At 52.1% G+C, this 19,103-nt stretch carries 21 protein-coding genes; 15 read left to right on the top strand and 6 right to left on the bottom strand.

Going from position 1 to position 19,103, the window contains the following annotated elements:
• The first annotated feature begins 85 nt into the window (after window positions 1–85).
• From MHI42_RS06625 to MHI42_RS06565, 13 genes are all read left to right on the top strand, one after another.
• Window positions 86–406, top strand: coding sequence for a carboxymuconolactone decarboxylase family protein (locus MHI42_RS06625; RefSeq protein WP_171716519.1), 321 nt, complete (start codon window positions 86–88; stop codon window positions 404–406).
• A 37-nt stretch (window positions 407–443) separates the two neighbouring features.
• Window positions 444–1,034, top strand: coding sequence for a DJ-1/PfpI family protein (locus tag MHI42_RS06620; protein ID WP_342423230.1), 591 nt, complete (start codon window positions 444–446; stop codon window positions 1,032–1,034).
• Between the two features lie 218 nt (window positions 1,035–1,252).
• On the top strand, window positions 1,253–1,675 hold the full coding sequence (locus MHI42_RS06615; RefSeq protein WP_171716517.1) for an Rrf2 family transcriptional regulator: 423 nt from the start codon (window positions 1,253–1,255) through the stop codon (window positions 1,673–1,675).
• A 31-nt stretch (window positions 1,676–1,706) separates the two neighbouring features.
• Complete coding sequence (locus tag MHI42_RS06610; protein ID WP_342423229.1) at window positions 1,707–1,991, top strand: hypothetical protein; 285 nt, start codon at window positions 1,707–1,709, stop codon at window positions 1,989–1,991.
• Between the two features lie 386 nt (window positions 1,992–2,377).
• Entirely contained in the window at window positions 2,378–2,557 is a 180-nt protein-coding gene (locus MHI42_RS06605) for a hypothetical protein (RefSeq protein WP_042136244.1), read from the top strand.
• 44 nt (window positions 2,558–2,601) lie between these two features.
• Window positions 2,602–3,150 (top strand): GNAT family N-acetyltransferase, encoded by a 549-nt coding sequence (locus MHI42_RS06600; protein WP_342424690.1) that lies wholly within the window; start codon window positions 2,602–2,604, stop codon window positions 3,148–3,150.
• Between the two features lie 29 nt (window positions 3,151–3,179).
• On the top strand, window positions 3,180–3,551 hold the full coding sequence (locus tag MHI42_RS06595; protein WP_342423228.1) for a hypothetical protein: 372 nt from the start codon (window positions 3,180–3,182) through the stop codon (window positions 3,549–3,551).
• A 25-nt stretch (window positions 3,552–3,576) separates the two neighbouring features.
• Window positions 3,577–4,251 (top strand): DUF4085 family protein, encoded by a 675-nt coding sequence (locus tag MHI42_RS06590; protein ID WP_342423227.1) that lies wholly within the window; start codon window positions 3,577–3,579, stop codon window positions 4,249–4,251.
• Between the two features lie 377 nt (window positions 4,252–4,628).
• Window positions 4,629–5,495 (top strand): VOC family protein, encoded by an 867-nt coding sequence (locus MHI42_RS06585; RefSeq protein ID WP_342423226.1) that lies wholly within the window; start codon window positions 4,629–4,631, stop codon window positions 5,493–5,495.
• Between the two features lie 90 nt (window positions 5,496–5,585).
• Entirely contained in the window at window positions 5,586–6,446 is an 861-nt protein-coding gene (locus MHI42_RS06580) for a beta-1,6-N-acetylglucosaminyltransferase (protein WP_342423225.1), read from the top strand.
• 29 nt (window positions 6,447–6,475) lie between these two features.
• Window positions 6,476–7,111, top strand: a complete 636-nt coding sequence (locus tag MHI42_RS06575) for an NAD(P)-dependent oxidoreductase (protein WP_342423224.1) — start codon at window positions 6,476–6,478, stop codon at window positions 7,109–7,111.
• Window positions 7,112–7,282: 171 nt separating this feature from the next.
• The gene (locus tag MHI42_RS06570; RefSeq protein WP_342423223.1) at window positions 7,283–9,307 is read left to right on the top strand and encodes a Na+/H+ antiporter; all 2,025 of its coding nucleotides are present in this window, start codon (window positions 7,283–7,285) and stop codon (window positions 9,305–9,307) included.
• A 6-nt stretch (window positions 9,308–9,313) separates the two neighbouring features.
• Entirely contained in the window at window positions 9,314–9,826 is a 513-nt protein-coding gene (locus MHI42_RS06565) for an N-acetyltransferase family protein (protein ID WP_342423222.1), read from the top strand.
• Window positions 9,827–10,200: 374 nt separating this feature from the next.
• Here the strand turns inward: MHI42_RS06565 and MHI42_RS06560 are convergent, their stop codons facing one another.
• The 4 genes from MHI42_RS06560 to MHI42_RS06545 all read right to left on the bottom strand — a co-directional run bounded on the left by MHI42_RS06560 (window position 10,201) and on the right by MHI42_RS06545 (window position 12,827).
• Window positions 10,201–10,629: a threonine/serine exporter family protein gene (locus MHI42_RS06560; RefSeq protein ID WP_171716507.1), complete on the bottom strand. Its 429-nt coding sequence runs from the start codon at window positions 10,627–10,629 to the stop codon at window positions 10,201–10,203.
• A gap of 26 nt (window positions 10,630–10,655) precedes the next feature.
• On the bottom strand, window positions 10,656–11,423 hold the full coding sequence (locus MHI42_RS06555; protein ID WP_042235553.1) for a threonine/serine exporter family protein: 768 nt from the start codon (window positions 11,421–11,423) through the stop codon (window positions 10,656–10,658).
• A 195-nt stretch (window positions 11,424–11,618) separates the two neighbouring features.
• On the bottom strand, window positions 11,619–12,200 hold the full coding sequence (locus MHI42_RS06550; RefSeq protein ID WP_171716506.1) for a YitT family protein: 582 nt from the start codon (window positions 12,198–12,200) through the stop codon (window positions 11,619–11,621).
• A gap of 108 nt (window positions 12,201–12,308) precedes the next feature.
• On the bottom strand, window positions 12,309–12,827 hold the full coding sequence (locus MHI42_RS06545) for a DUF3231 family protein (RefSeq protein WP_171716505.1): 519 nt from the start codon (window positions 12,825–12,827) through the stop codon (window positions 12,309–12,311).
• Between the two features lie 118 nt (window positions 12,828–12,945).
• On the opposite strand from MHI42_RS06545, the gene MHI42_RS06540 reads away from it, so the two are divergent.
• Window positions 12,946–13,164: a hypothetical protein gene (locus MHI42_RS06540; RefSeq protein ID WP_342423221.1), complete on the top strand. Its 219-nt coding sequence runs from the start codon at window positions 12,946–12,948 to the stop codon at window positions 13,162–13,164.
• Between the two features lie 40 nt (window positions 13,165–13,204).
• Here MHI42_RS06540 and MHI42_RS06535 read toward each other — a convergent pair whose 3' ends face one another.
• Window positions 13,205–14,077 (bottom strand): AraC family transcriptional regulator, encoded by an 873-nt coding sequence (locus MHI42_RS06535; RefSeq protein WP_171716503.1) that lies wholly within the window; start codon window positions 14,075–14,077, stop codon window positions 13,205–13,207.
• A 147-nt stretch (window positions 14,078–14,224) separates the two neighbouring features.
• On the opposite strand from MHI42_RS06535, the gene MHI42_RS06530 reads away from it, so the two are divergent.
• Window positions 14,225–16,207 (top strand): beta-L-arabinofuranosidase domain-containing protein, encoded by a 1,983-nt coding sequence (locus tag MHI42_RS06530; protein ID WP_342423220.1) that lies wholly within the window; start codon window positions 14,225–14,227, stop codon window positions 16,205–16,207.
• Between the two features lie 428 nt (window positions 16,208–16,635).
• On the opposite strand, the gene MHI42_RS06525 is transcribed toward MHI42_RS06530, so the two are convergent.
• Complete coding sequence (locus tag MHI42_RS06525; protein WP_171716501.1) at window positions 16,636–19,071, bottom strand: glycosyl transferase; 2,436 nt, start codon at window positions 19,069–19,071, stop codon at window positions 16,636–16,638.
• Window positions 19,072–19,103: the final 32 nt, after the last annotated feature.

Here is a 19,103-nt window from a genome sequence, read left to right as displayed (position 1 = left end):
ACCTAAGAACGAACAGATACGGTCTGCCCTCATAAGGGTGGACTTTCTTTGTTATTCCGAACCTAGAAATAGAGGGACAATGAAAATGGATAATGTATCGCAAGTCAGCAACGCTTTTATGACATTTATGAAGGAAGCACCAGAGCAGCATCGAGCCTGGGTGGAAGCGGTGCAGAAGCTGGATGCAGCAAGTGCGCTTGATGCCCTAACAGAAGAAATTGCCTATATCTCTGTACTCGCGGCGGTCAGGCTGGAAAGCGGGCTGGCCTTTCATGTCAAGCATGCCAAATCACTCGGCGCTACCCGTGAGGAGATTATCAGCGCAGTCCTGCTGCCTCTTCCGGCTGTAGGCAATGTTGTCATTCAGGCCTTACCCGTTGCTTTGCAGGCTTACGACAGCGAGTAATACTTGCAGAACGACGGATATTGAAGGAGCGGGTAGCGTGAAAATTGCTTTTATTCTGTTTGACGGCATTACGTTTCTGGATTTCGCGGGTTTTTATGATGTAATCTACAGGCTGCGCCAGTTCCCTGCAGGGGAAGGGCTGGAATGGGATATCTGCGGTCCGGCCGGGGAAATCACAGATGAAATGGGGCTTACGGTCAAAACCGGTAAAGTGCTGCCGGATTTATCAGTATATGATCTGGTATTTGTACCCGGCGGGTTCGGGACGAGGGCATTACGTCATGACGAGAGCTTTATCTCCTGGCTTCAGGGAGCAAGCGGGGTTCCATATCTGGTTTCGGTATGCACCGGTGCCCTGCTGCTGGGTGCTGCCGGATTGCTGGAGGGACGCAGGGCCACAACACATGCATCGGCTTATGAGCTGCTTAAGCCGTATTGCCGGGAAGTGGTTCAGGCCCGGATTGTGCAGGACGGGAATGTTATTACCGGAGGCGGAGTCTCAACCTCAATTGATCTGGGATTATATCTGGTATCCTTATTTGCCGGCCGGGAGGCTATGGCTGCCGTGAAGCAGCAGATTGACTATCCGTATGATGCACAAGGCATTGTAATGTATTCCAATGAGTAAAACATCGAAACCGGAGGGATGAAGGTGAATAGTTAGCCGGGAGCGGCGATACGCAGATGATCCGGATCGTGAAGAGCAATCTGGGGAAGAAACGGCTGAGTCAGAAGTACCCCGAGGAGGTCACGGAGCTCCTTGCAGGATTGACAATTGTCTAGAATGTAACTATTATTGTTACATCTGCCGGGAGACATTCTGGTCAGTATGAAGGAGAGATTCCCATGAACATCAGCACCCGGTTTGCGGTCGCTATTCATATTCTAACTTTAATAGACAGCAACAAAGACGGTAAAAGCACCTCGGAGTGGATCGCCGGCAGCGTCAATACGAATCCGGTTGTCATCCGCCGCCTTACAGGCATGCTGAACAAGGCGGGTCTGGTGGAGGTCCGCCCCGGGGTAGCCGGTGCGAAGCTTACCCGAAGTAGCGCGGATATCACGCTTCTGCAGATTTACAAGGCGGTCAATGCAGTGGAAGAGGATTCACTCTTCTCTGTCCACGAGCATCCTAACCCGGAGTGCCCGGTCGGCAAGAACATCGCCGGGGCAATTATTCCCGTGTTCTCACTTGCGCAGAAAGCGATGGAGAATGTGCTGCAGGAGGTTACACTGGATCAGATCGTACATCAAATTCCTGTTACGTGAGGCAGAGGAGGAAGGTGCTATGCGAAACTCTATGCCAAAGCGAAAAGGCGCTGCTTTTTATATAACGGTGTTGCTCGGGCTCGGATTATTGTATCTGCTCATTTTTCCTTCTCCTACCCCTGAGCTCGCTGTAAGCAAGAGCCTGCTGATCCGTGATCCGGCGGCTGCATTGGCGGGCAGGGTTACAGAAGGACGGATTAAGGATGATCCAAGGTACGGTAATCTGTACTACGCTCAACAAACAGAGCGAAGCTACATCTATGTGAAGAAAAGCAGGCTGGGCTGGCATGTAACCTCAAGCGGCACCGGCCCGTGATGTAAGATTTTGTAGACTGCCACAGAAACTTAAGGAAACTTTCAGCAGAGATTTATGTACTTTTAAGGTTCGGGGAGTATATTAAAGATCTCCACCCCCCAGTGGATACATTTATGCTAGACCCCGCCGTGCCTCGGCAGGGTCTATCTCTTTGTTTAGGACTTATAAATTCATCAAACCTTTATGTGATTTTCATCAGGCGTTAAGCTTCAGCCTGTATATTAATCACATGACCCCCTTATAATAGACTTTGGCCCTGCCGGTTCCCGGCAGGGCCCCTTTTTTTGCGGCTACACAAATCGCTGCTGCTGTCTTTACACATTATTCCAGATGGTTTAGACTGACACCATGTGTGGCTTACTGGAATAAGGGGGAAGAGCATTGATATGATGGTATTTTTGGCACTGATTATATGGTTCCTATCGTTGCTGGTCTTTATGCTGATTATCCGCAAGGCCATTGATGGATCTAGGGCTACCTACAAACTGGACGAATTGATTCAGGAAATCCGGCTGCTCCGCAAGGAGATCAAGGAGAACAAGCATATTATAGACAAGCGGCTGTAGCGGACGGTGCTGCCGGCAACTCATCTCTAAGGAGTGATTACTTGATGATTCTGTTCCACAGCGGGGACCTGAACGTCCGTAGGCTGGAAATTGAAGATGCGCCCCTGCTGGTACGGTGGCTCTCCGATCCCGCAGTGCTGGAGTATTACGAAGGCCGGGACCGTCCGCATGATCAGACGCTGGTGCAGGCACGTTTCTATAAGGATGAAGAGGATGGGGTAAACCGCGGGATTGTGCAGTTCAAAGACCGGCCCATAGGTTATATCCAGTACTATCCTGTCGGCAGGGAAGAGAAAGAAGAGTATGGTTACGCGGATTATACAGGCAGGATCTACGGGATGGATCAGTTCATCGGCGAGCCGCAGATGTGGAATCGGGGCATCGGATCGCTGTTGGTAGGCGAAATGGTGAAGTATCTGCTTGAAGCGGAGCAGGCCGACCTCATTGTTATGGACCCGCAATGCCGGAACCACAGGGCGCTTAGAGTGTACGAGAAGAATGGTTTTGTACGCGGCAAGCTTTTGCCGGAGCACGAGTGGCATGAAGGTGAATGGAGGGACTGCTGGCTCATATCCTATAATTCTAAATCTTAATTGTACATATAAATAAGGGGATGTTGTATATGAAGAACCGATTCACAATTCTGGGAGCCGCACTGATTCTGGGCCTTTCGTTTGTGGCGGGTTGCCTGCTTATCAGCAAAGAACGGACAACCGGCTTGGAGCAGGCAGCTGTGAGCCAGAGCACGGTCCACCCGCTTCTGACGCTTGCCGAGACGGCGGAGCTTCTGCGGATCAGTGAAGATCAGGTGATCAATATAATCAAGGCGGAGAATGCGATTTTGAGCAATAACGGGCCTTTCGAAGGAATGAAGCTGCCTTATATCAAGGTGGATGATAAGTTCCTGTTCAGCGTTTTGGAAATACAGAACTGGGTTCAGCAGGCGACACTTGAAAAAAGGGTATATATGGGCACGAAGATTACCAATAGATGAGACTCGGGGAGTAAAGGAGCGCCAAATGAAATTTTATACATATTCATGGTATGAAGAAATGCAGGTGCGCGGCTTTATGGTGTTCCCTGAGACGGAGCAGGATTGGCTGGAGGATGTTGCGTGGCATGCTGCGGAGGGGCTCAGCTATAAGGAGAGGACGAGGGATTTCCTGGAATACCTCAAAACGGATTTGCTAAAGTACCTTCCGGAGTACTTCCATCCCTCCATTCATGACGGAACGATTAATTCTACTTATCCTGAACCTGAGTTCAAAGAACAGGCGCAGCAGTGGCGTAGTGAATACGAAGCCAGGATGAAGGTGCTGGATGATGAATACTATAGAAGGTATCTGTCTATTAAGGACAGCTTACCTGTACATGCTGTTCAGTTAGTCGAGAAATCTCTCCATGATTCCAGGTTGATTTCGTATGCTGTGACGTCGGAGGAGGTTGTGGAGATCATTCTGGACTGCAGCGGAGCCATGCATTATCAGTGTGATATCAGACTAACCTTTACCGGGGTGACCGGGTTGGAGCTGCCTGAACGCCTGAACAGAATGGTCTGGTTGTATACCGAGATCTATGCGGTGGAACAAGGGTTTGAATTACGGGTTCTGCTGGATTCGCCGCTGAGTGAGCTTAGAATTACTGCACAGGATGTATCATTTGAAATGCTTAGTGAACCCAAATACAACGAATGACTGCTTCGGAGCCTGGCCAATTGGCCGGGCTTTTTTATAGGAAGTTATGATATTCGTCAGTTGTAGATATGAAGTCCTCTGATTCCGCCGGAAGTCGGCTGCATGGGGGATTTAATGGATATATCCCTTTGATCTCACCGGATAGTAATTTAACTATTGGATTACCGCCTGATTCGCCCCTCCGGACGATTTTGAAAAGTAATTGACAAACATATAGAGTGCTACTATACTAAAGTTAGTTAATGTGTAACGGAAACAGTTACAAGCTTGAATGATGCTTCTATAAACAGTCAAGACTAAGCAGCACTGAGCACGAACGGCACCGGAGGGTTTAGCTTTTTATATGATCCATATGCTTTTATTCAGGAGGGGTTTATATGACGACAACAGCAGCACTGCCGCAAGAACTGGAAATTGGACTTGTACAGATTAGAGTAAGCAATTTGGAGCGTTCGCTCACCTTTTATCAGAATGTAATCGGACTGAAGATCCTGCACCAGCAGGGGCGTGAAGTGGAAATGACTGCGGATGGTGTGCATGTGCTGCTGGTGCTGCGGGAGATTGAACAGGCTCAGATTCTGCGCCGGAATTCGGCTGCCGGGCTGTATCACTTCGCGATTCTGCTGCCAGACCGTCCGAGTCTCGGGCTGGTGCTGCGTAATCTGATTGATGCGGGCATTGAGATCGGCCAGGGCGATCATCTGGTCAGTGAAGCATTGTATCTTCAGGACCCGGACAATAACGGCATTGAGATATACCGCGACCGGCCGCGAGACACCTGGAAGTATGAGCCTACTGGCAATGTGGTGATGACTACAGACCCGGTTGATGTGGACGGCTTGCTGGCGGCTTCCGAAGGGCTGAACTGGACCGGACTGCCTGCGGGCACGGTCATCGGGCATGTGCACTTTCATGTAGGCGATTTGGCGGAGGCCAAGAAATTCTATGTGGATGCGCTTGGTTTTGCAATCACGGCTCATTACGGGGACGCTGCACTATTCATCTCGGCGGGCGGATATCATCACCATATGGGGCTTAATGTCTGGGCGGGACAAGGAGCTAAAGCGGCTCCGGCCAATGCGGCGGGCATCGATTATTTCACTCTGCTGCTTCCGGGCAGCGGGGATGTATCTGAAGTGGCGGAACGTGTGAAGCAAGCGGGGTACCGTGTAGAAGTAGAAGGCGGCGTCATAACCTTGAGAGACCCGTGGAATATTGGAATCCGGCTGCTTGTCAAAGGCTGAGAGGAATGAAAACTTGTCCATCTTCGCTCATTCCCCTATAATATGTGGAAATAAATGAGCGAAGGGATGAATCTTTTGCACAATTTCAAAATGGCTTATGTTGTCCTCTGTCACAAGAGCCCTCAGCAGATTAATTTGCTGATCGATCGTTTAACGGATGAGCATGTGGAGTTTTTCCTGCATGTGGATAAGAAAAGCGGCATCGAAGAGCAAATTATCCATCGCGAAGATATTCATTTCGTAGAGCAGCCGGTAGACGTACAGTGGGGCCATTACGGCCAGATTGAATGCATCCTGAAGTGCTTCGAACTGATCCGGGCAAGCGGGAATTATAACTATGTTCATATCATCAGCGGACAGGATTTGCCTCTTGCCTCCAATAAGGTGATTGCTGATTTCTTCAAAGAGCATGAAGGGCAGGAGTTCGTCAAGCATCTGCAGCTTCCGAATGAGGCGGAAATGTGGGGCTGCCTGTACCGGGTGTCTGTGTATTATCCGCGGTTCCTGGTCTCCCGGGCCAAAGCTGTCTCAGAGATCCGCAACCGTTATATCAATCTGGTGATGTCGGTACCCTGGCTTAAGCGCAGCCTGAAGGATCTGCCGGAGGCGCTGTATAAGGGCTCGAACTGGATGTCACTTACCGGGGGATGCATGCAGTATATCCTCGAATTCATCGCGGAGCATCCCGGATACGTCCGGTTGTTCCGGAATTCGTTCTGCGGCGATGAGATTTTCTTCCATTCAATTATTTTGAACAGTAAATATAAGGATAATGTAATCAATGAGATCAAACGCTATACCGATTGGGACACCGGACCGGAATTCCCCAGAACGCTGCGGGCCGGGGATTACGAACGGATTCGCGAGCAAGGTGCAGGCTGCTTCTGGGGCCGGAAGTTCGATCTGGATGTCGACAAGGAGATCATCAGCGATATTCTGCGGCTGGCTTGAGGCTCTAACTATCTTAGGAGGCATATATCATGAAAATAGCAGTCATTGGAGCAGGCGGCAAAGCAGGCAGTGAGATTGTGAAGGAAGCGCTGGACAGGGGACATGAGGTTACCGCTATAGTGCGGAACCCTGCGAAGGTAACGGACAGCAGAGCATCGGTGCTGGAAAAGGATATCCTATCCTTGACGGCTGAAGATTTGCGGAGTTATGATGCCGTCATAAATGCGTTCGGAGCGCCGTTTGGACAGGAGCATCTGCATGTGGAGGCCGGAAATGTTCTGATTGAGGCTCTTAAGAATGTGCCGGATACCCGGTTGATTGTCGTCGGCGGTGCAGGAAGCTTGTACGTGGATGAAGCCCGGACGGTGAAGGTTGTGGACACACCGGGGTTCCCGGATTTTGTGAAGCCGACAGCCCTGAACCAAGGTAAGAATCTGGAGATTCTTCAAACCACGGAGGGACTCCTCTGGACGTTCGTCAGTCCGTCAGCTAATTTTGCCGTCGGGGAGAGAACAGGTGCATATGTGAAGGGCAAGGATCATCTGCTCGTTAATTCCAAAGGCGAGAGCTACGTAAGTTATGCCGACTATGCGATTGCGATTGTAGATGAGCTTGAACAGCCGCAGCATATCGGCGAACGGTTCACGGTGGTGTCAGAATCCTGATCCCGGAGCAGCTGCTTCTGCAGTGAGGCAGCCGGATGGATGCTGGAAAGAGAATATAGCGGGAGGCACAAGCGGAAATTCCGGTGTGTCTTCCGTTTATTGGCGTTTATGCAGTTGCTGCAAATATAGGATATAATATTTTGAAAAAAGATATTCGGGAGATGATGGGGCTTGGAGACTTTTCTTGCTGTGCTGCTGATGCTCGGGCTAATCGCGGTATCGAATATCGTGAACCGTTTCATTCCGTTTGTGCCGGTTCCTCTGATTCAGATCGGACTCGGGATCGTTGCCGCACTTGTGCCGACCGGAATACATATGTCTTTTGAGCCTGAACTGTTTTTTGTGTTATTCATTGCCCCCCTGCTGTTCAATGACGGGAGACGGACACCGCGTGATGAGCTGTGGAACCTTAGAGCACCGATCTTGCTGCTGGCGCTGGGGCTTGTATTTGTAACGGTTTTTGTTGCAGGGTATGCCATTAACTGGATGATTCCTTCAATTCCGCTGGCGGCTTCCTTCGCGCTGGCGGCGATTCTGTCCCCTACGGATGCTGTAGCGGTCGGTGCGCTGGCCGGAAGGGTGCATCTGCCCAAGAGCATTCACCGGATTCTTGAAGGTGAATCGCTGATGAATGATGCCTCCGGCCTGGTTGCCTTCAAATTTGCGATCGCGGCCATGGTTACGGGAGTTTTCTCGCTTCCTAAGGCATCGCTCAGCTTTGTAATGATTGCCGCAGGCGGTCTGCTGCTGGGTGCGGCGCTCTCCTTTCTGCTGATCCGCCTAAGTGTATTCATCCGCAGATTCGGTATGGAGGATGTGACGATCCATGTGCTGCTGCAGATTCTTACGCCGTTTATCATTTATCTGATCAGTGAAGAGATTGGCGTATCCGGCATCCTAGCTGTTGTGGCCGGTGGTGTAATGTACGCCATTGAGAAGGACCGGGCCGTATCGCCGCAGTATAAGCTGCAGCTTGTATCAGCCAGTACCTGGTCGGTGCTGCTGCTGGTGTTGAACGGACTGGTATTCCTGATCCTCGGAGTGTCCGTACCGGATGTAGTGGAGGTCATCTACCGTGATCAGACGCTGAACAACTTCATGGTTGCAGGTTATGTGATGGCGATTACCGCGCTGCTCATTGTGCTGCGGTTCCTATGGGTCTATGCCTATTCCCTATGGGAGAGCCGGTTCCGCCGGGTAGAGAAGGCGCCGCTTAAGTCACAGGTCATTACTTCAATCTCCGGCGTGCGCGGAGCGGTTACGCTTGCCGGTGCCTTCTCCATTCCGCTCGTGCTCGGGGACGGTATCACGCCGTTCCCTGAACGGGATCTGATTATTGCGCTGGCCGCAGGTGTCATTCTGATGTCGCTGGTCATTGCCAGTATCTTCCTTCCGCTGCTGGCCGACAAAGAGGAGACCGTGGTGCAGACGATTGGCTACGGAAATACAGAACTGGCAGCCAGGAATGTAGTGATCGACGCCGGGATGTCGATGCTGCGCAGCCTGGTTACGGAGAGCCCGGAGCGGGCGACGCAGCCTGTCTTACTGGAGTTCACAGACAAGATCGACCGGCTGTGCACGGCCAAGCCGGACAGTGACCCGGCCACGGAGCAGTTCCGGCGTCTGGGCGTTGAAGCCAGGCTGAGCGGCCTGGAGGCAGAGCGCACAGCACTGCGGCGGATGCTGGAGAACGGGGCGGTCCCCGCCCCTGTCGCCGTGAAGATGGAGGAACTGCTGGATCATACGGAATCACTGCTCTGCAGACGGCTGGATACGCAAATTAAGTTCACGGTAACTGAAATTCAGCGCCTGTTCTCCGGCCTGTTCTCGGGCCGCTTCAACGGGGAAGAGGGCCGGCGGGCGGTGCAGAATGCCGAAAGTGCCCGGACAGCGAAGATTGCGATGTGCCAGGCGGCCGTGTCGGCCGTCAGCGCCGGCATAAGCGACGAGAACCGGCTTGCCTCGCAGAAGGTCATCGACAAGTATGAGCGGCTGGAATCCCGGCTGGTGCAGGGCGAAGGCTGGAGCAAAGACGGTGTCGTCGATGACGAGAAGCTGGAGCTGAAGCTGCAGGCCATTCAGGAGCAGCGGAATACCGTGCAGGAGATGTATCAGAACGGGGCTATTAATCTCAAGATCGCGGGTAAGCTGCGGCGGTTCGTAGATCAGCTGGAAACATCCATTTGGGAGGATTAATGAATTATGGGGGAAATGCTTGCTAGCGGGTTGCACTTTGCAGAAATTACTGAGGAACATCTGGCCGGTGTGCTGGATATCTATAACTATTATGTACTTAACACTACCGTATCGTTTCATACCGAGCCGCAGACCTTGACGCAAATGCGCCAGTCTGTGCTGAACGGGGACCCGCGATTTAAGTCATACGTCCTTCTGCAGGACGGCGATCTGCAGGGCTACGTGCTGATTACCCGGCACAAGAACAAAGAAGCCTACGATACCTCCGGTGAAGTCAGCATTTACCTGAAGCCCGGCAGCGGAGGACAAGGGCTGGGCGGGCAATCGCTGCGGTTCATTGAAGAGCGGGCTAATGAGCTTGGGTTCCATGTACTGGTAGCTACCGTATGTGCAGACAATGAGCCCAGCCGCCGCCTGTTCGCGAAGCACGGCTACGAGCAGAGTGCTTTATTCAAGGAGATCGGCCGCAAGTTCGGCCGGTGGCTGGATATTGTCAGCTATCAGAAAATTATCGGCTAATCGTTGGCCGTTGCCAGAAGCCGCTAACTAAATTCCTGCACGAAAACCAACAATCTCTTCGTGATATCGAGAGTAATCAAGAATTGTTGTAGGAAATGCAGCATTTCCCCCTTATCTGAGCGGTTACGCGGGGCAATTATTGTATTTCATACAACAATCCTTAAAAATCGCCCAGTATCTATTAGGTACAAGTTGCAATACGTACAACAATTAGGCTTGTGTATGTAACCTCATAGGGAAGCAGACATCGGTGTGCCCCCATACAACGCAATAAGCCCGCTTGCCTTGCAGAGGATCAGGTCCCTGCAGGCAAGCGGGCTTTATGTACGTTAGGGCGCTTAGGGCGCACCGGTGGGCGTAACCCCGGGGAACAACTATCCGGATACGTGCTTCCTCCGGAACATCTGTCCCAGTACCTCGCTCAGCACAAGGCCGGCGGCGATGGCCCCTGACAGCAGCAGCGCCTGTACCGCAAACTGAATCCCCTGGTTGTTGTCATTCTCCACGAACTGGCGCATGGCATCATAAGCCAGACCGCCCGGAACCAGCGGGATAATTCCGCCGACGCTGAATATAATCACCGGCATTTTGAAGGAACGCGCAAAAAACTGGCTGATCACTCCGACAACCACGGTGGCTCCAAAGGTGGCAACAACGGTATCCCATCTGTCATCCAGCTGCAGATACAGCATCCAGCCGATCATTCCGGCAAATCCGCACTGAAGCAGTGCGCGCACCGGCGCATTAAACAGAACGCAGAAGGCTGAGGCAGCGATGAAACTGGTTATGAGTTGCAAAATCATGTAGGACTACCTCTTTCAAGTGGTAATTAGAAAAGGGACAACACGAGTCCGATGCCGGTTCCAATGGCAAAGGCGGTCAGGAAGGCGTCGGCTCCCTTAGACAGGCCGGAGACCAGATGGCCGGCCATAAGGTCACGGACGGCATTCGTGATGAGCAGCCCCGGTACAAGCGGCATTACGCAGCCGATGATGATCTTGTCCATCTCTTGTCCGATGCCAAGCCTGACGGAGAAGAAAGCCAGCAGGCCGATGATAAAGGAGGCGATGAACTCCGCGAAGAAACGGATCTGGACCAGGCGGTGCAGATAGGTGACGGCGGCGAAGCCGACCCCGGAGATCAGCAGCGACGGCAAGGCATCCCACAGGCTGCCCTTGAACATTACGGTGAAGCATGCGCCGGTCAGGGCGGCAGCTACAGTCTGCAGCCAGACCGGATAAGCATGCGCCGCGTCGTCGACAATACCCAGGCGCTCACGGGCTTCGGCGGCGGTAAGCTGGCGTTCGCTCAGCCGCCGCGAGATGTCATTGACCTCGGACACTTTTTGCAGATCGGTCGTCCGTTCAGCTATCCGGAACAGCTTCACCGGTTCGGTTCGGCTGGTGGTGAACATAATGACTGTCGGCGTAACGTAGCTATGCGCTCCAGGGAAGCCGAGCGATGCGGCCATGCGGCTCATGGTATCCTCCACGCGGTAGGTTTCGGCGCCGCTTTGCAGCATGATTTTGCCGGCCAGCAGGCACAGGTCTATAATATCATGCGCGGTAGTATTGCTATTGTTGCTTGTGCTATCCAACTTCGTCGATCCTCCCCGGGAATGTTATCTATTCGATTGTCGCCGCAATGTGTGAAAATTTCAACCTTTATTCCATATATTCTGACGAATAATAAAATTTTATCAAGAAGATAAAAGGAATATACATTTTTTAACACAGAAGCATAGAAGCTCTGGCAACCGGACAGCCTAAGGACGCGTTCTTTGCAGTCCAGTCTAGTCTTCCAGCGTACATAGACCGGTGGCAACACCGCCGGAGACAATAGTCAGTATGGAATGAAAAAAAGTCTCTTTGGAGATCAGTACACCGCCGGCGCCAATAATTACGAAATCCGTCAGGAAAATAATCACTCCGACATTGAGCGGAATGTAACGTTTCATGAACTTGGCCAGCAGATCTGTTCCGCCCGTACTGGCTTTGAACCGCAGCATCAGGCCGAGCCCGCTGCCCATCAGGAAGCCGCCGATAATAGCGCTGGAGATGGAACCGAGTTCGATATAATACAGAAAGTAATATTGCAGCGGCCCGAGCAGTTCGATCAGGAAGGATGAGGTCAGCAGCCCCAGAATGCTGTTATAGAAGATATCCCGCTCCCGGAACCAGGCCAGCAGGAAGATCGGAAGACTGCAGACAATGATGGCCAGTCCGATTTTGATGCCGGAGATGTAATTAATGATGAGGGCAATGCCGATAATTCCCCCATCGAGTATTTTATAGGGCACCAGAAAAAAGTTGGTTCCCGCTGCAATCAGCAGACTGGCCAGCAGAATAATGACATACTTGGGATATGAACGCATCTTCAGCATCTCCAGACTTAAGGCATGTCTTAATAAATATGCACCGGTCTGGAAAAAAATAGCTATAAAGCAAAAAATCCTGCTTGCGCAGGATTTGACGTGAATTGCTCAGGCATGAACCGGCTCTGGTTTCTTTAGCTGCAGCGGTGGCGGGATCAGCCAGCCTTTCTGCTTGTTCATTTTGAGCAGTGCCATGCCGAAGACGGCCATTTGCGCGTGAATCTTCATGAACATTGCGCCGATATCCTCGCGGATCGACATGCCCATGACCTGGCTGCAGACCACTAGACTTAGCGATACTGCCCCGGAGAGGGCCGCAGCAATCTCCTGGTCGGAGAACCTTGCGCCTGCCGGGATATCCTCGAGCTTGACGGAGGGACGGTCAGGCAGTGCAGGCGGAGGCACGAAGCCGTTCACTTTAAGGATTTTGTCACAGTCCTTAATTTCCTGCTGTGCCTGATCCATAAGATCATCGATAATCTTCTTCAGATCCTGGTCCCCGGCATGAAAGTGAAACGCCTGATAGGTAGACAAGGACAATTTGGCTGTTGCCGAGACCTGCCACAGGTTGAAGATCTCACCATAGTGAAGCGGTTCATCTTTAGGGTTGCCGTTTAGAACTCCCATATTTTACAGAACTCCTCTACAAATAGGTTATGAACGTAATTTAGGTTGTCCAGTGCAATCGGTGTTATTCAAGATTCAAGTGTACTAATTAAAGTTACAGTAAAGCAGGTGTAGTACGGTGGAATATATCTATAAGGTGCTGGAAAGTGACATGGAGCTGCTGGCTGCGGCACTATCGGAGGTTCAGGTGTCGGTGGTGCTGAAGGATGGTACAGAGGAACTGCTGGAACCGGGAGGACAGATCAGAGCTTACACAGCAAAATCTGTCCGGATCCGGGGATTGTCCTATTGCCGGGATCTACATGAATTCCGGATTCATACGTCAGAGCCTATCTAAACTCCCTGATTCCTGCGACTGAAGCGCTTCTGCTGCAGATTCAGCGGGAGTACCGTTTGCGGAAGCGCAGCGGAGAGATGCCAACCTTCCGGCTGAAGCGCCGGGAGAAGTAGGCGGTGCTCTCGAAGCCAGTGCGTTCTGCAATCCCGGAAATAGGGATTTCTGTCTTAAGCAGCAGCAGCTTGGCCTGCTCCAGGCGGTAATCCGTCAGATACTCCATGGGGGTTAGCCCATAGACACGTTTCATGCAGCGGGCCAGATAATTGTAGTGAAAATGCAGCGCATCCGCCAGGGATGCATTCGTGAGATCCTCCGTAAAATGATTGCGCAGGTAGGCTTCCGTCTGCTCAGCGATCTCTGCCGCCTGGCTGCCGGCAGTATCCTGCTGGGCCAGATCCATCATCCGCAGCATCTCCTCAAAGATGCGCTGCTGCTGCCATACGGAGCTGGAGCGCCGTCCCTGACTAAGCTGCAGCAATTGCTCTGCCTGCCCGCTCCGTGCGAAGGGGTCCGGGAGAGGTCCGAACTGGGGTATGCGGATCGTATAAGGATGAATCAGGAATTGCCGGAAATGCTTCTCCCGCTCTGCATATACAGGATCACCTTCCGCTTCGATCCACTCACCGACCGTGTGAAAATGAACCCACGTGAAGGAGGTGATCTCCTCGCAGGGTTTAACTGAATAATGATAACGGTCCGGCAGCAGAAGGAGGGTGTGCCCGGAGGTTACCGCCCACTCCTTATCATCCTCACCGATGAACAGGCAGCCTTGTTCTACAATAATAAGATCGAATTTCCCCATACGGCTGCGGTTTGGATGCTGCTCGCCGGGCAAATATACAGTATGGCCGCATTCGAGGAAATAGGGGAACGGCGGCGCTGACAGATGAATATAGGCAGGACTGGGTGGCATATCTGCTCCTTTCGCAAGCTCTTTTCTATTAGCTGGACCTCCGTGGAAGGTTCATAATCCAAGTGTGAAATAGTACAAAAACAGGGTTGCTTATGATTCTGTTTTTTATTCATTTTACCGTCTATAATTGCAAATAGCGAGGATGAAATGAAAAGGGGAGAAAACACATTGAGTAAATTTGCAGATATTCAGCAAGCCGCTGAGACAAGCCGGCAGGTAGCTATTCAGGATGAATTCTGGGGGCGTTATATCCGGCTGGTTCAGGATACCGTTATTCCGTACCAGTATGAGGCGCTGCATGACCGGGTGGCCGGAGCAGAACCCAGCCATGCCATTGCCAATTTTGAAATTGCTGCCGGCAGGAGGGAAGGCGAGTTCAATGGCTGGGTCTTTCAGGACAGTGATGTAGCTAAATGGCTGGAGGCAGTAGGGTATTCGCTTAGCATCAAGCGTGATCCTGAGCTGGAGCGTCAGGCGGATGAGATGATAGAGCTGGTCGGCGAAGCACAGCATGAAGACGGATACCTGAATACCTATTTTACACTCAAAGAGCCGGGCAAACGGTGGACGAACCTGCTGGACTGCCATGAGCTGTATTGTGCGGGACATTTCATTGAAGCGGCAGTGGCCTATTATGAAGCGACCGGCAAAGACCAGCTGCTGGGCATTGTGCGGCGGTTCGTTGACCATATTGAAACCGTCTTCGGACCGGAAGAGGGGAAGCTGAAGGGCTACGACGGTCACCAGGAAATTGAGCTGGCCCTTGTGAAGCTGTACCGGCTGACCGGTGAAGAGAAATATCTGAAGCTCAGCAGCTTTTTCATCGATCAGCGTGGACAGGAACCGAACTTCCTGCATCAGGAGTGGGAACAAAGAGGACGGGTTACGCACTGGACAGGTACGGCTACAAGCAGTGTGGATGTCAGTTATAATCAGGCCCATATCCCGGTCCGTGAGCAGAGCGTGGCCCTGGGACATTCCGTCCGTGCAGTCTATATGTATACAGCCATGGCCGATCTGGCCCGGCTTACCGGAGATGAAGCGCTGCGCGAAGCCTGCGTGCGCCTGTGGAACAATATGACGGAGAAACAGATGTATATCACTGGCGGAATCGGGTCAACACATCATGGTGAAGCGTTCACCTTTGATTATGATCTGCCGAATGATACGGTCTATGCGGAGACCTGCGCTTCGATCGGGCTGATCTTTTTTGCCAAGCGGATGCTGGAATTGACCCCGGACGCCCGGTATGCCGACGTGATGGAGCGGGCGCTCTATAATAATGTGCTCGGCTCCATGGCACAGGACGGCAAACACTATTTCTACGTGAATCCGCTTGAAGTATGGCCGCAGGCCTGCAGCTGTAATCCCGGCAAACATCATGTCAAAGCGGAGCGCCAGGGCTGGTTCGGCTGTGCCTGCTGTCCACCGAACGTGGCGCGCCTGCTGACCTCGCTGAATCAGTATATTTACACTGAGCATGGCGACACGCTTTATACTAACCTGTATATCGGCAGTGAGCTGAAGACCACACTGGGCGGCACAGAGGTAGCAATCAGCCAGCAGAGCCGTTTCCCGTGGGATGGAACCGTGACCCTGAAGGTTGATCCTGCCCAGGCAGGGAAGTTCGGTATTGCCTTACGTATTCCTTCCTGGAGCGGAAAAGTGGAGATCAGAGTGAATGGAGTGGCAATAGCCGAAGGTGCTGCAAGCCTGCAGCAGGGTTATGCGGTGATCCGCAGGGAATGGAAGGCTGGCGACGTGATTGAGCTGAAGCTTCCAATGGAAGCGCACCGCGTATACGCCCACCCGAATCTGCGTGCCGATGCCGGGAAGACTGCCATTCAGCGCGGACCGCTGGTCTATTGCCTGGAAGCGGCCGATAACAGTGAACCGCTAAGCTCGATTTCCTTGAGTGAAGCAGCGGCATTCACCGAGACGTATGATGAATTGCTGCTTGGCGGTGCTGTAGTGGTAGAAAGCGACGGCTTCCGCGTAGCACAGGCGGCCTGGACCGGAGGGCTGTACAGCAGAGAGAAGGCACCGCTGGAAGCGGTGAAGGTAACTGCAGTCCCTTACTATCTGTGGGGCAACCGCGGTAGCGGCGAGATGAAGGTGTGGATTCCGTAGTTAACTCTTTAGGATCGATGGCTACCGTATATAATGCTGAAGCCAACCCCCTCTCTGAGGCAGTAAGTGGACAAATGTATCTTAATTTCGCTATTTTAATTTCTCTGCGGCATTTAGTTGGATAAACGTCATTTAATTCCAGGCATTTTCCGCATTTAGAGCTGTGTTCCTGATATTAAGTGCTCTTTTTCCAATTGCTGTTTGACACGCCCTCTTTCGTTCTTTAGCAAGTGGAGAAAATCCATCTATTTACGGCTGCCGCGGCAGCCCGGCTTTCGCGAGTATTACATCAAGCCGCTTTAGCCATCGCTTTACCGCTTCTTCACCGTTATCGACTCTTTCCCGGTTTATAATTTCCTAAACAACAAGAAAGCCCCCGGCTGCACCGCTTAGGCGGAACAACCGGGGGCTATTTTCAATAATGCTAACTAACCCAATACAACTACAACCTGGTGAACCGCACCGTCGCCCACAGGAGCGATGATGTTGCCTTCAACAGCAGCGCCGTCGAGAGTCAGGCTGGCCACGCCTTTGGAGACATGGTTCGGGTTCTGGATCGAGATGACATAAGTGTCGCCGCGGAAGACGCGGGTAATCTCGAAGCTGTCCCACTCCGTAGGGATACAAGGATCAACCTTCAGACCGGCAAAGTCAGCCTGGATACCGAGGATGGACTGTGTAATCGCTACATAGTTCCATGCCGCTGTACCTGTCAGCCAGGAGTTTTTCGCTTCGCCGTGACGTACAGCATCTTTACCGGCAATCATCTGCGAGTACACGTAAGGTTCCATACGGTGAACTTCGCTGATGTCTTCCAGGTAAGCCGGAGCGATTTTTTTGTAAATATCAAAAGCTCTGTCGCCGTGTCCAAGAACCGTTTCAGCGATCATGATCCATGGGTTATTGTGGCAGAAAATACCGGCATTTTCTTTGTAGCCCGGAGGGTACGTAGAAATTTCACCCAGGTTCACGTAGTACTTGGAGTAAGGAGGCTGCTGCAATACGATACCATAGTCCGTATCCAGACGTTCCTGAACGGAAGTCAGCGCACGGGCTGCTTCGCCGTTCTCCACACCGATACCCGCCATTACACACATCCCCTGCGGCTCGATGAAGATCTGGCCTTCTTCGTTCTCCTTGCTGCCGATCTTGTCGCCGTAGTGGTCATAAGCGCGCAGGAACCAGTCGCCGTCGAAGCCGTGGGACAGGGTAATGGCACTCATGTTCTCGATCTTCGCAACCGCATCAGCAGCTACATCATCCAGTCCGCGCATGCGGCAGATTTCAGCATAGTCCGGTCCAACGAAGACGAACAGACCTGCAATGAACACGGATTCCGCAACGCCGCCTGCGATATTCTCAGTAGTCTGGAATGATTCGCCCGGCTCTGTGGAGAAGCAGTTCAGGTTCAGACAGTCATTCCAGTCCGCGCGTCCGATCAGCGGCAGGCCGTGAGGTCCGAGGTTATTCGTTACATGCTCGAAGCTCAGCTTCAAGTGCTCGAACAGGGTAGCGGTATGATCCGGATTGCTGTCAAAAGGAACCTGCTCATCAAGGATCGAGTAGTCGCCGGTTTCCTTGATATAGGCAGCTGTACCCGAAATCAGCCAAAGCGGATCATCATTGAAGCCGGAGCCGACTTCGTTGTTGCCCTTCTTGGTGAGCGGCTGGTACTGGTGATACGCGCTGCCGTCAGGGAACTGGGTAGCGGCGATATCAAGAATACGTTCTCTGGCACGCTCCGGAATCTGGTGGACGAAGCCGAGCAAGTCCTGGTTGGAGTCGCGGAAGCCCATACCGCGGCCGATGCCGGATTCGAAGTACGAAGCGGAACGGGACATGTTGAAGGTAACCATACACTGGTACGGATTCCAGATGTTAACCATCCGGTTCAGCTTGTCGTCACCGCTCTGGATCTGATATTTGGACAGCAGGTTATCCCAGTGTGCAGCCAGGGTAGCCAATGCAGCATCTACCTGGGCATCTGTAGCGAACTGATCGATTACAGCCTGTGCAGGTTTTTTGTTGATAACGTTCAGGGATTCCCATTTCTCATCTTCAGGGTTCTCGATATAGCCGAGTACGAAGATGAAGCTTTGCTCTTCACCTGGTTCCAGTGTGATTTCCAGTGCGTGGGAGCCGATTGGCGACCAGCCGCTGGCCACCGAGTTGGTAGCTTCACCGGCAGCAACTGCCTGCGGAGCGTCCAGACCATTGTACATACCCACGAAGGATTCGCGGTCAGTATCGAAGCCGGCGATTTCCTTGTTTACTGAATAGAAAGCGTAGTGGTTTCTGCGCTCACGGTATTCGGTTTTGTGATAGATGACGGAATCCTTCACTTCAACTTCACCGGTGCTGAGGTTACGCTGGAAGTTTGTCATATCATCGTTGGCATTCCACAGACAGAATTCGGCAAAAGAGAACAGCTTAACAGTTTTCTTCGCGTCGCCTGTGTTCTTAACGACAAGGCGGTGTACTTCAGCATTGTGGCCCATCGGTACAAAAGCAAGCTGATTAACGGAAATACCGTTACGTTCACCGGTGATGGAAGTGTAGCCAAGACCATGGCGGCATTCGTAGAAGTCCAGATCGCGTTTTACCGGCATCCAGCCCGGAGTCCAGAAATCACCGTCATCATACAGATAGTAGTAGCGGCCGCCTGTATCCAGCGGAATATTGTTATACCGGTAACGGGTAAGTCTTCTCATGCGCGCATCGCGGTAGAAGGTGTAACCACCGGCAGTATTAGAGATGAGGCCGAAAAATTGCTCGTTGCCGAGGTAGTTGATCCATGGATAAGGTGTTTTTGGGGTGTTGATTACATACTCTTTGCGGGTGTCGTCAAAAGTTCCGAATTTCATTAGAGACAAGTCTCCTTTCAATTGTGAACGCG

The sequence above is a fragment of the Paenibacillus sp. FSL E2-0178 genome, assembly GCF_038593005.1.
Taxonomy (GTDB): Bacteria; Bacillota; Bacilli; order Paenibacillales; family Paenibacillaceae; genus Paenibacillus_AQ; species Paenibacillus_AQ phytohabitans.
This window is presented reverse-complemented; position numbering and strand designations above follow the sequence as displayed.

What these genes read in the sequence shown, in the direction of transcription:
- MHI42_RS06615 (WP_171716517.1), top strand. Translation starts at nt 1,253, where the DNA reads ATGAACATCAGCACCCGGTTTGCGGTCGCTATTCATATTCTAACTTTA.
- MHI42_RS06565 (WP_342423222.1), top strand. Translation starts at nt 9,314, where the DNA reads ATGGGGGAAATGCTTGCTAGCGGGTTGCACTTTGCAGAAATTACTGAG.
- MHI42_RS06545 (WP_171716505.1), bottom strand. Translation starts at nt 12,827, where the DNA reads ATGGGAGTTCTAAACGGCAACCCTAAAGATGAACCGCTTCACTATGGT.
- MHI42_RS06550 (WP_171716506.1), bottom strand. Translation starts at nt 12,200, where the DNA reads ATGCGTTCATATCCCAAGTATGTCATTATTCTGCTGGCCAGTCTGCTG.
- MHI42_RS06605 (WP_042136244.1), top strand. Translation starts at nt 2,378, where the DNA reads ATGATGGTATTTTTGGCACTGATTATATGGTTCCTATCGTTGCTGGTC.
- MHI42_RS06525 (WP_171716501.1), bottom strand. Translation starts at nt 19,071, where the DNA reads ATGAAATTCGGAACTTTTGACGACACCCGCAAAGAGTATGTAATCAAC.
- MHI42_RS06610 (WP_342423229.1), top strand. Translation starts at nt 1,707, where the DNA reads ATGCCAAAGCGAAAAGGCGCTGCTTTTTATATAACGGTGTTGCTCGGG.
- MHI42_RS06535 (WP_171716503.1), bottom strand. Translation starts at nt 14,077, where the DNA reads ATGCCACCCAGTCCTGCCTATATTCATCTGTCAGCGCCGCCGTTCCCC.
- MHI42_RS06575 (WP_342423224.1), top strand. Translation starts at nt 6,476, where the DNA reads ATGAAAATAGCAGTCATTGGAGCAGGCGGCAAAGCAGGCAGTGAGATT.
- MHI42_RS06595 (WP_342423228.1), top strand. Translation starts at nt 3,180, where the DNA reads ATGAAGAACCGATTCACAATTCTGGGAGCCGCACTGATTCTGGGCCTT.
- MHI42_RS06590 (WP_342423227.1), top strand. Translation starts at nt 3,577, where the DNA reads ATGAAATTTTATACATATTCATGGTATGAAGAAATGCAGGTGCGCGGC.
- MHI42_RS06580 (WP_342423225.1), top strand. Translation starts at nt 5,586, where the DNA reads ATGGCTTATGTTGTCCTCTGTCACAAGAGCCCTCAGCAGATTAATTTG.
- MHI42_RS06600 (WP_342424690.1), top strand. Translation starts at nt 2,602, where the DNA reads ATGATTCTGTTCCACAGCGGGGACCTGAACGTCCGTAGGCTGGAAATT.
- MHI42_RS06625 (WP_171716519.1), top strand. Translation starts at nt 86, where the DNA reads ATGGATAATGTATCGCAAGTCAGCAACGCTTTTATGACATTTATGAAG.
- MHI42_RS06560 (WP_171716507.1), bottom strand. Translation starts at nt 10,629, where the DNA reads ATGATTTTGCAACTCATAACCAGTTTCATCGCTGCCTCAGCCTTCTGC.
- MHI42_RS06530 (WP_342423220.1), top strand. Translation starts at nt 14,225, where the DNA reads ATGAAAAGGGGAGAAAACACATTGAGTAAATTTGCAGATATTCAGCAA.
- MHI42_RS06585 (WP_342423226.1), top strand. Translation starts at nt 4,629, where the DNA reads ATGACGACAACAGCAGCACTGCCGCAAGAACTGGAAATTGGACTTGTA.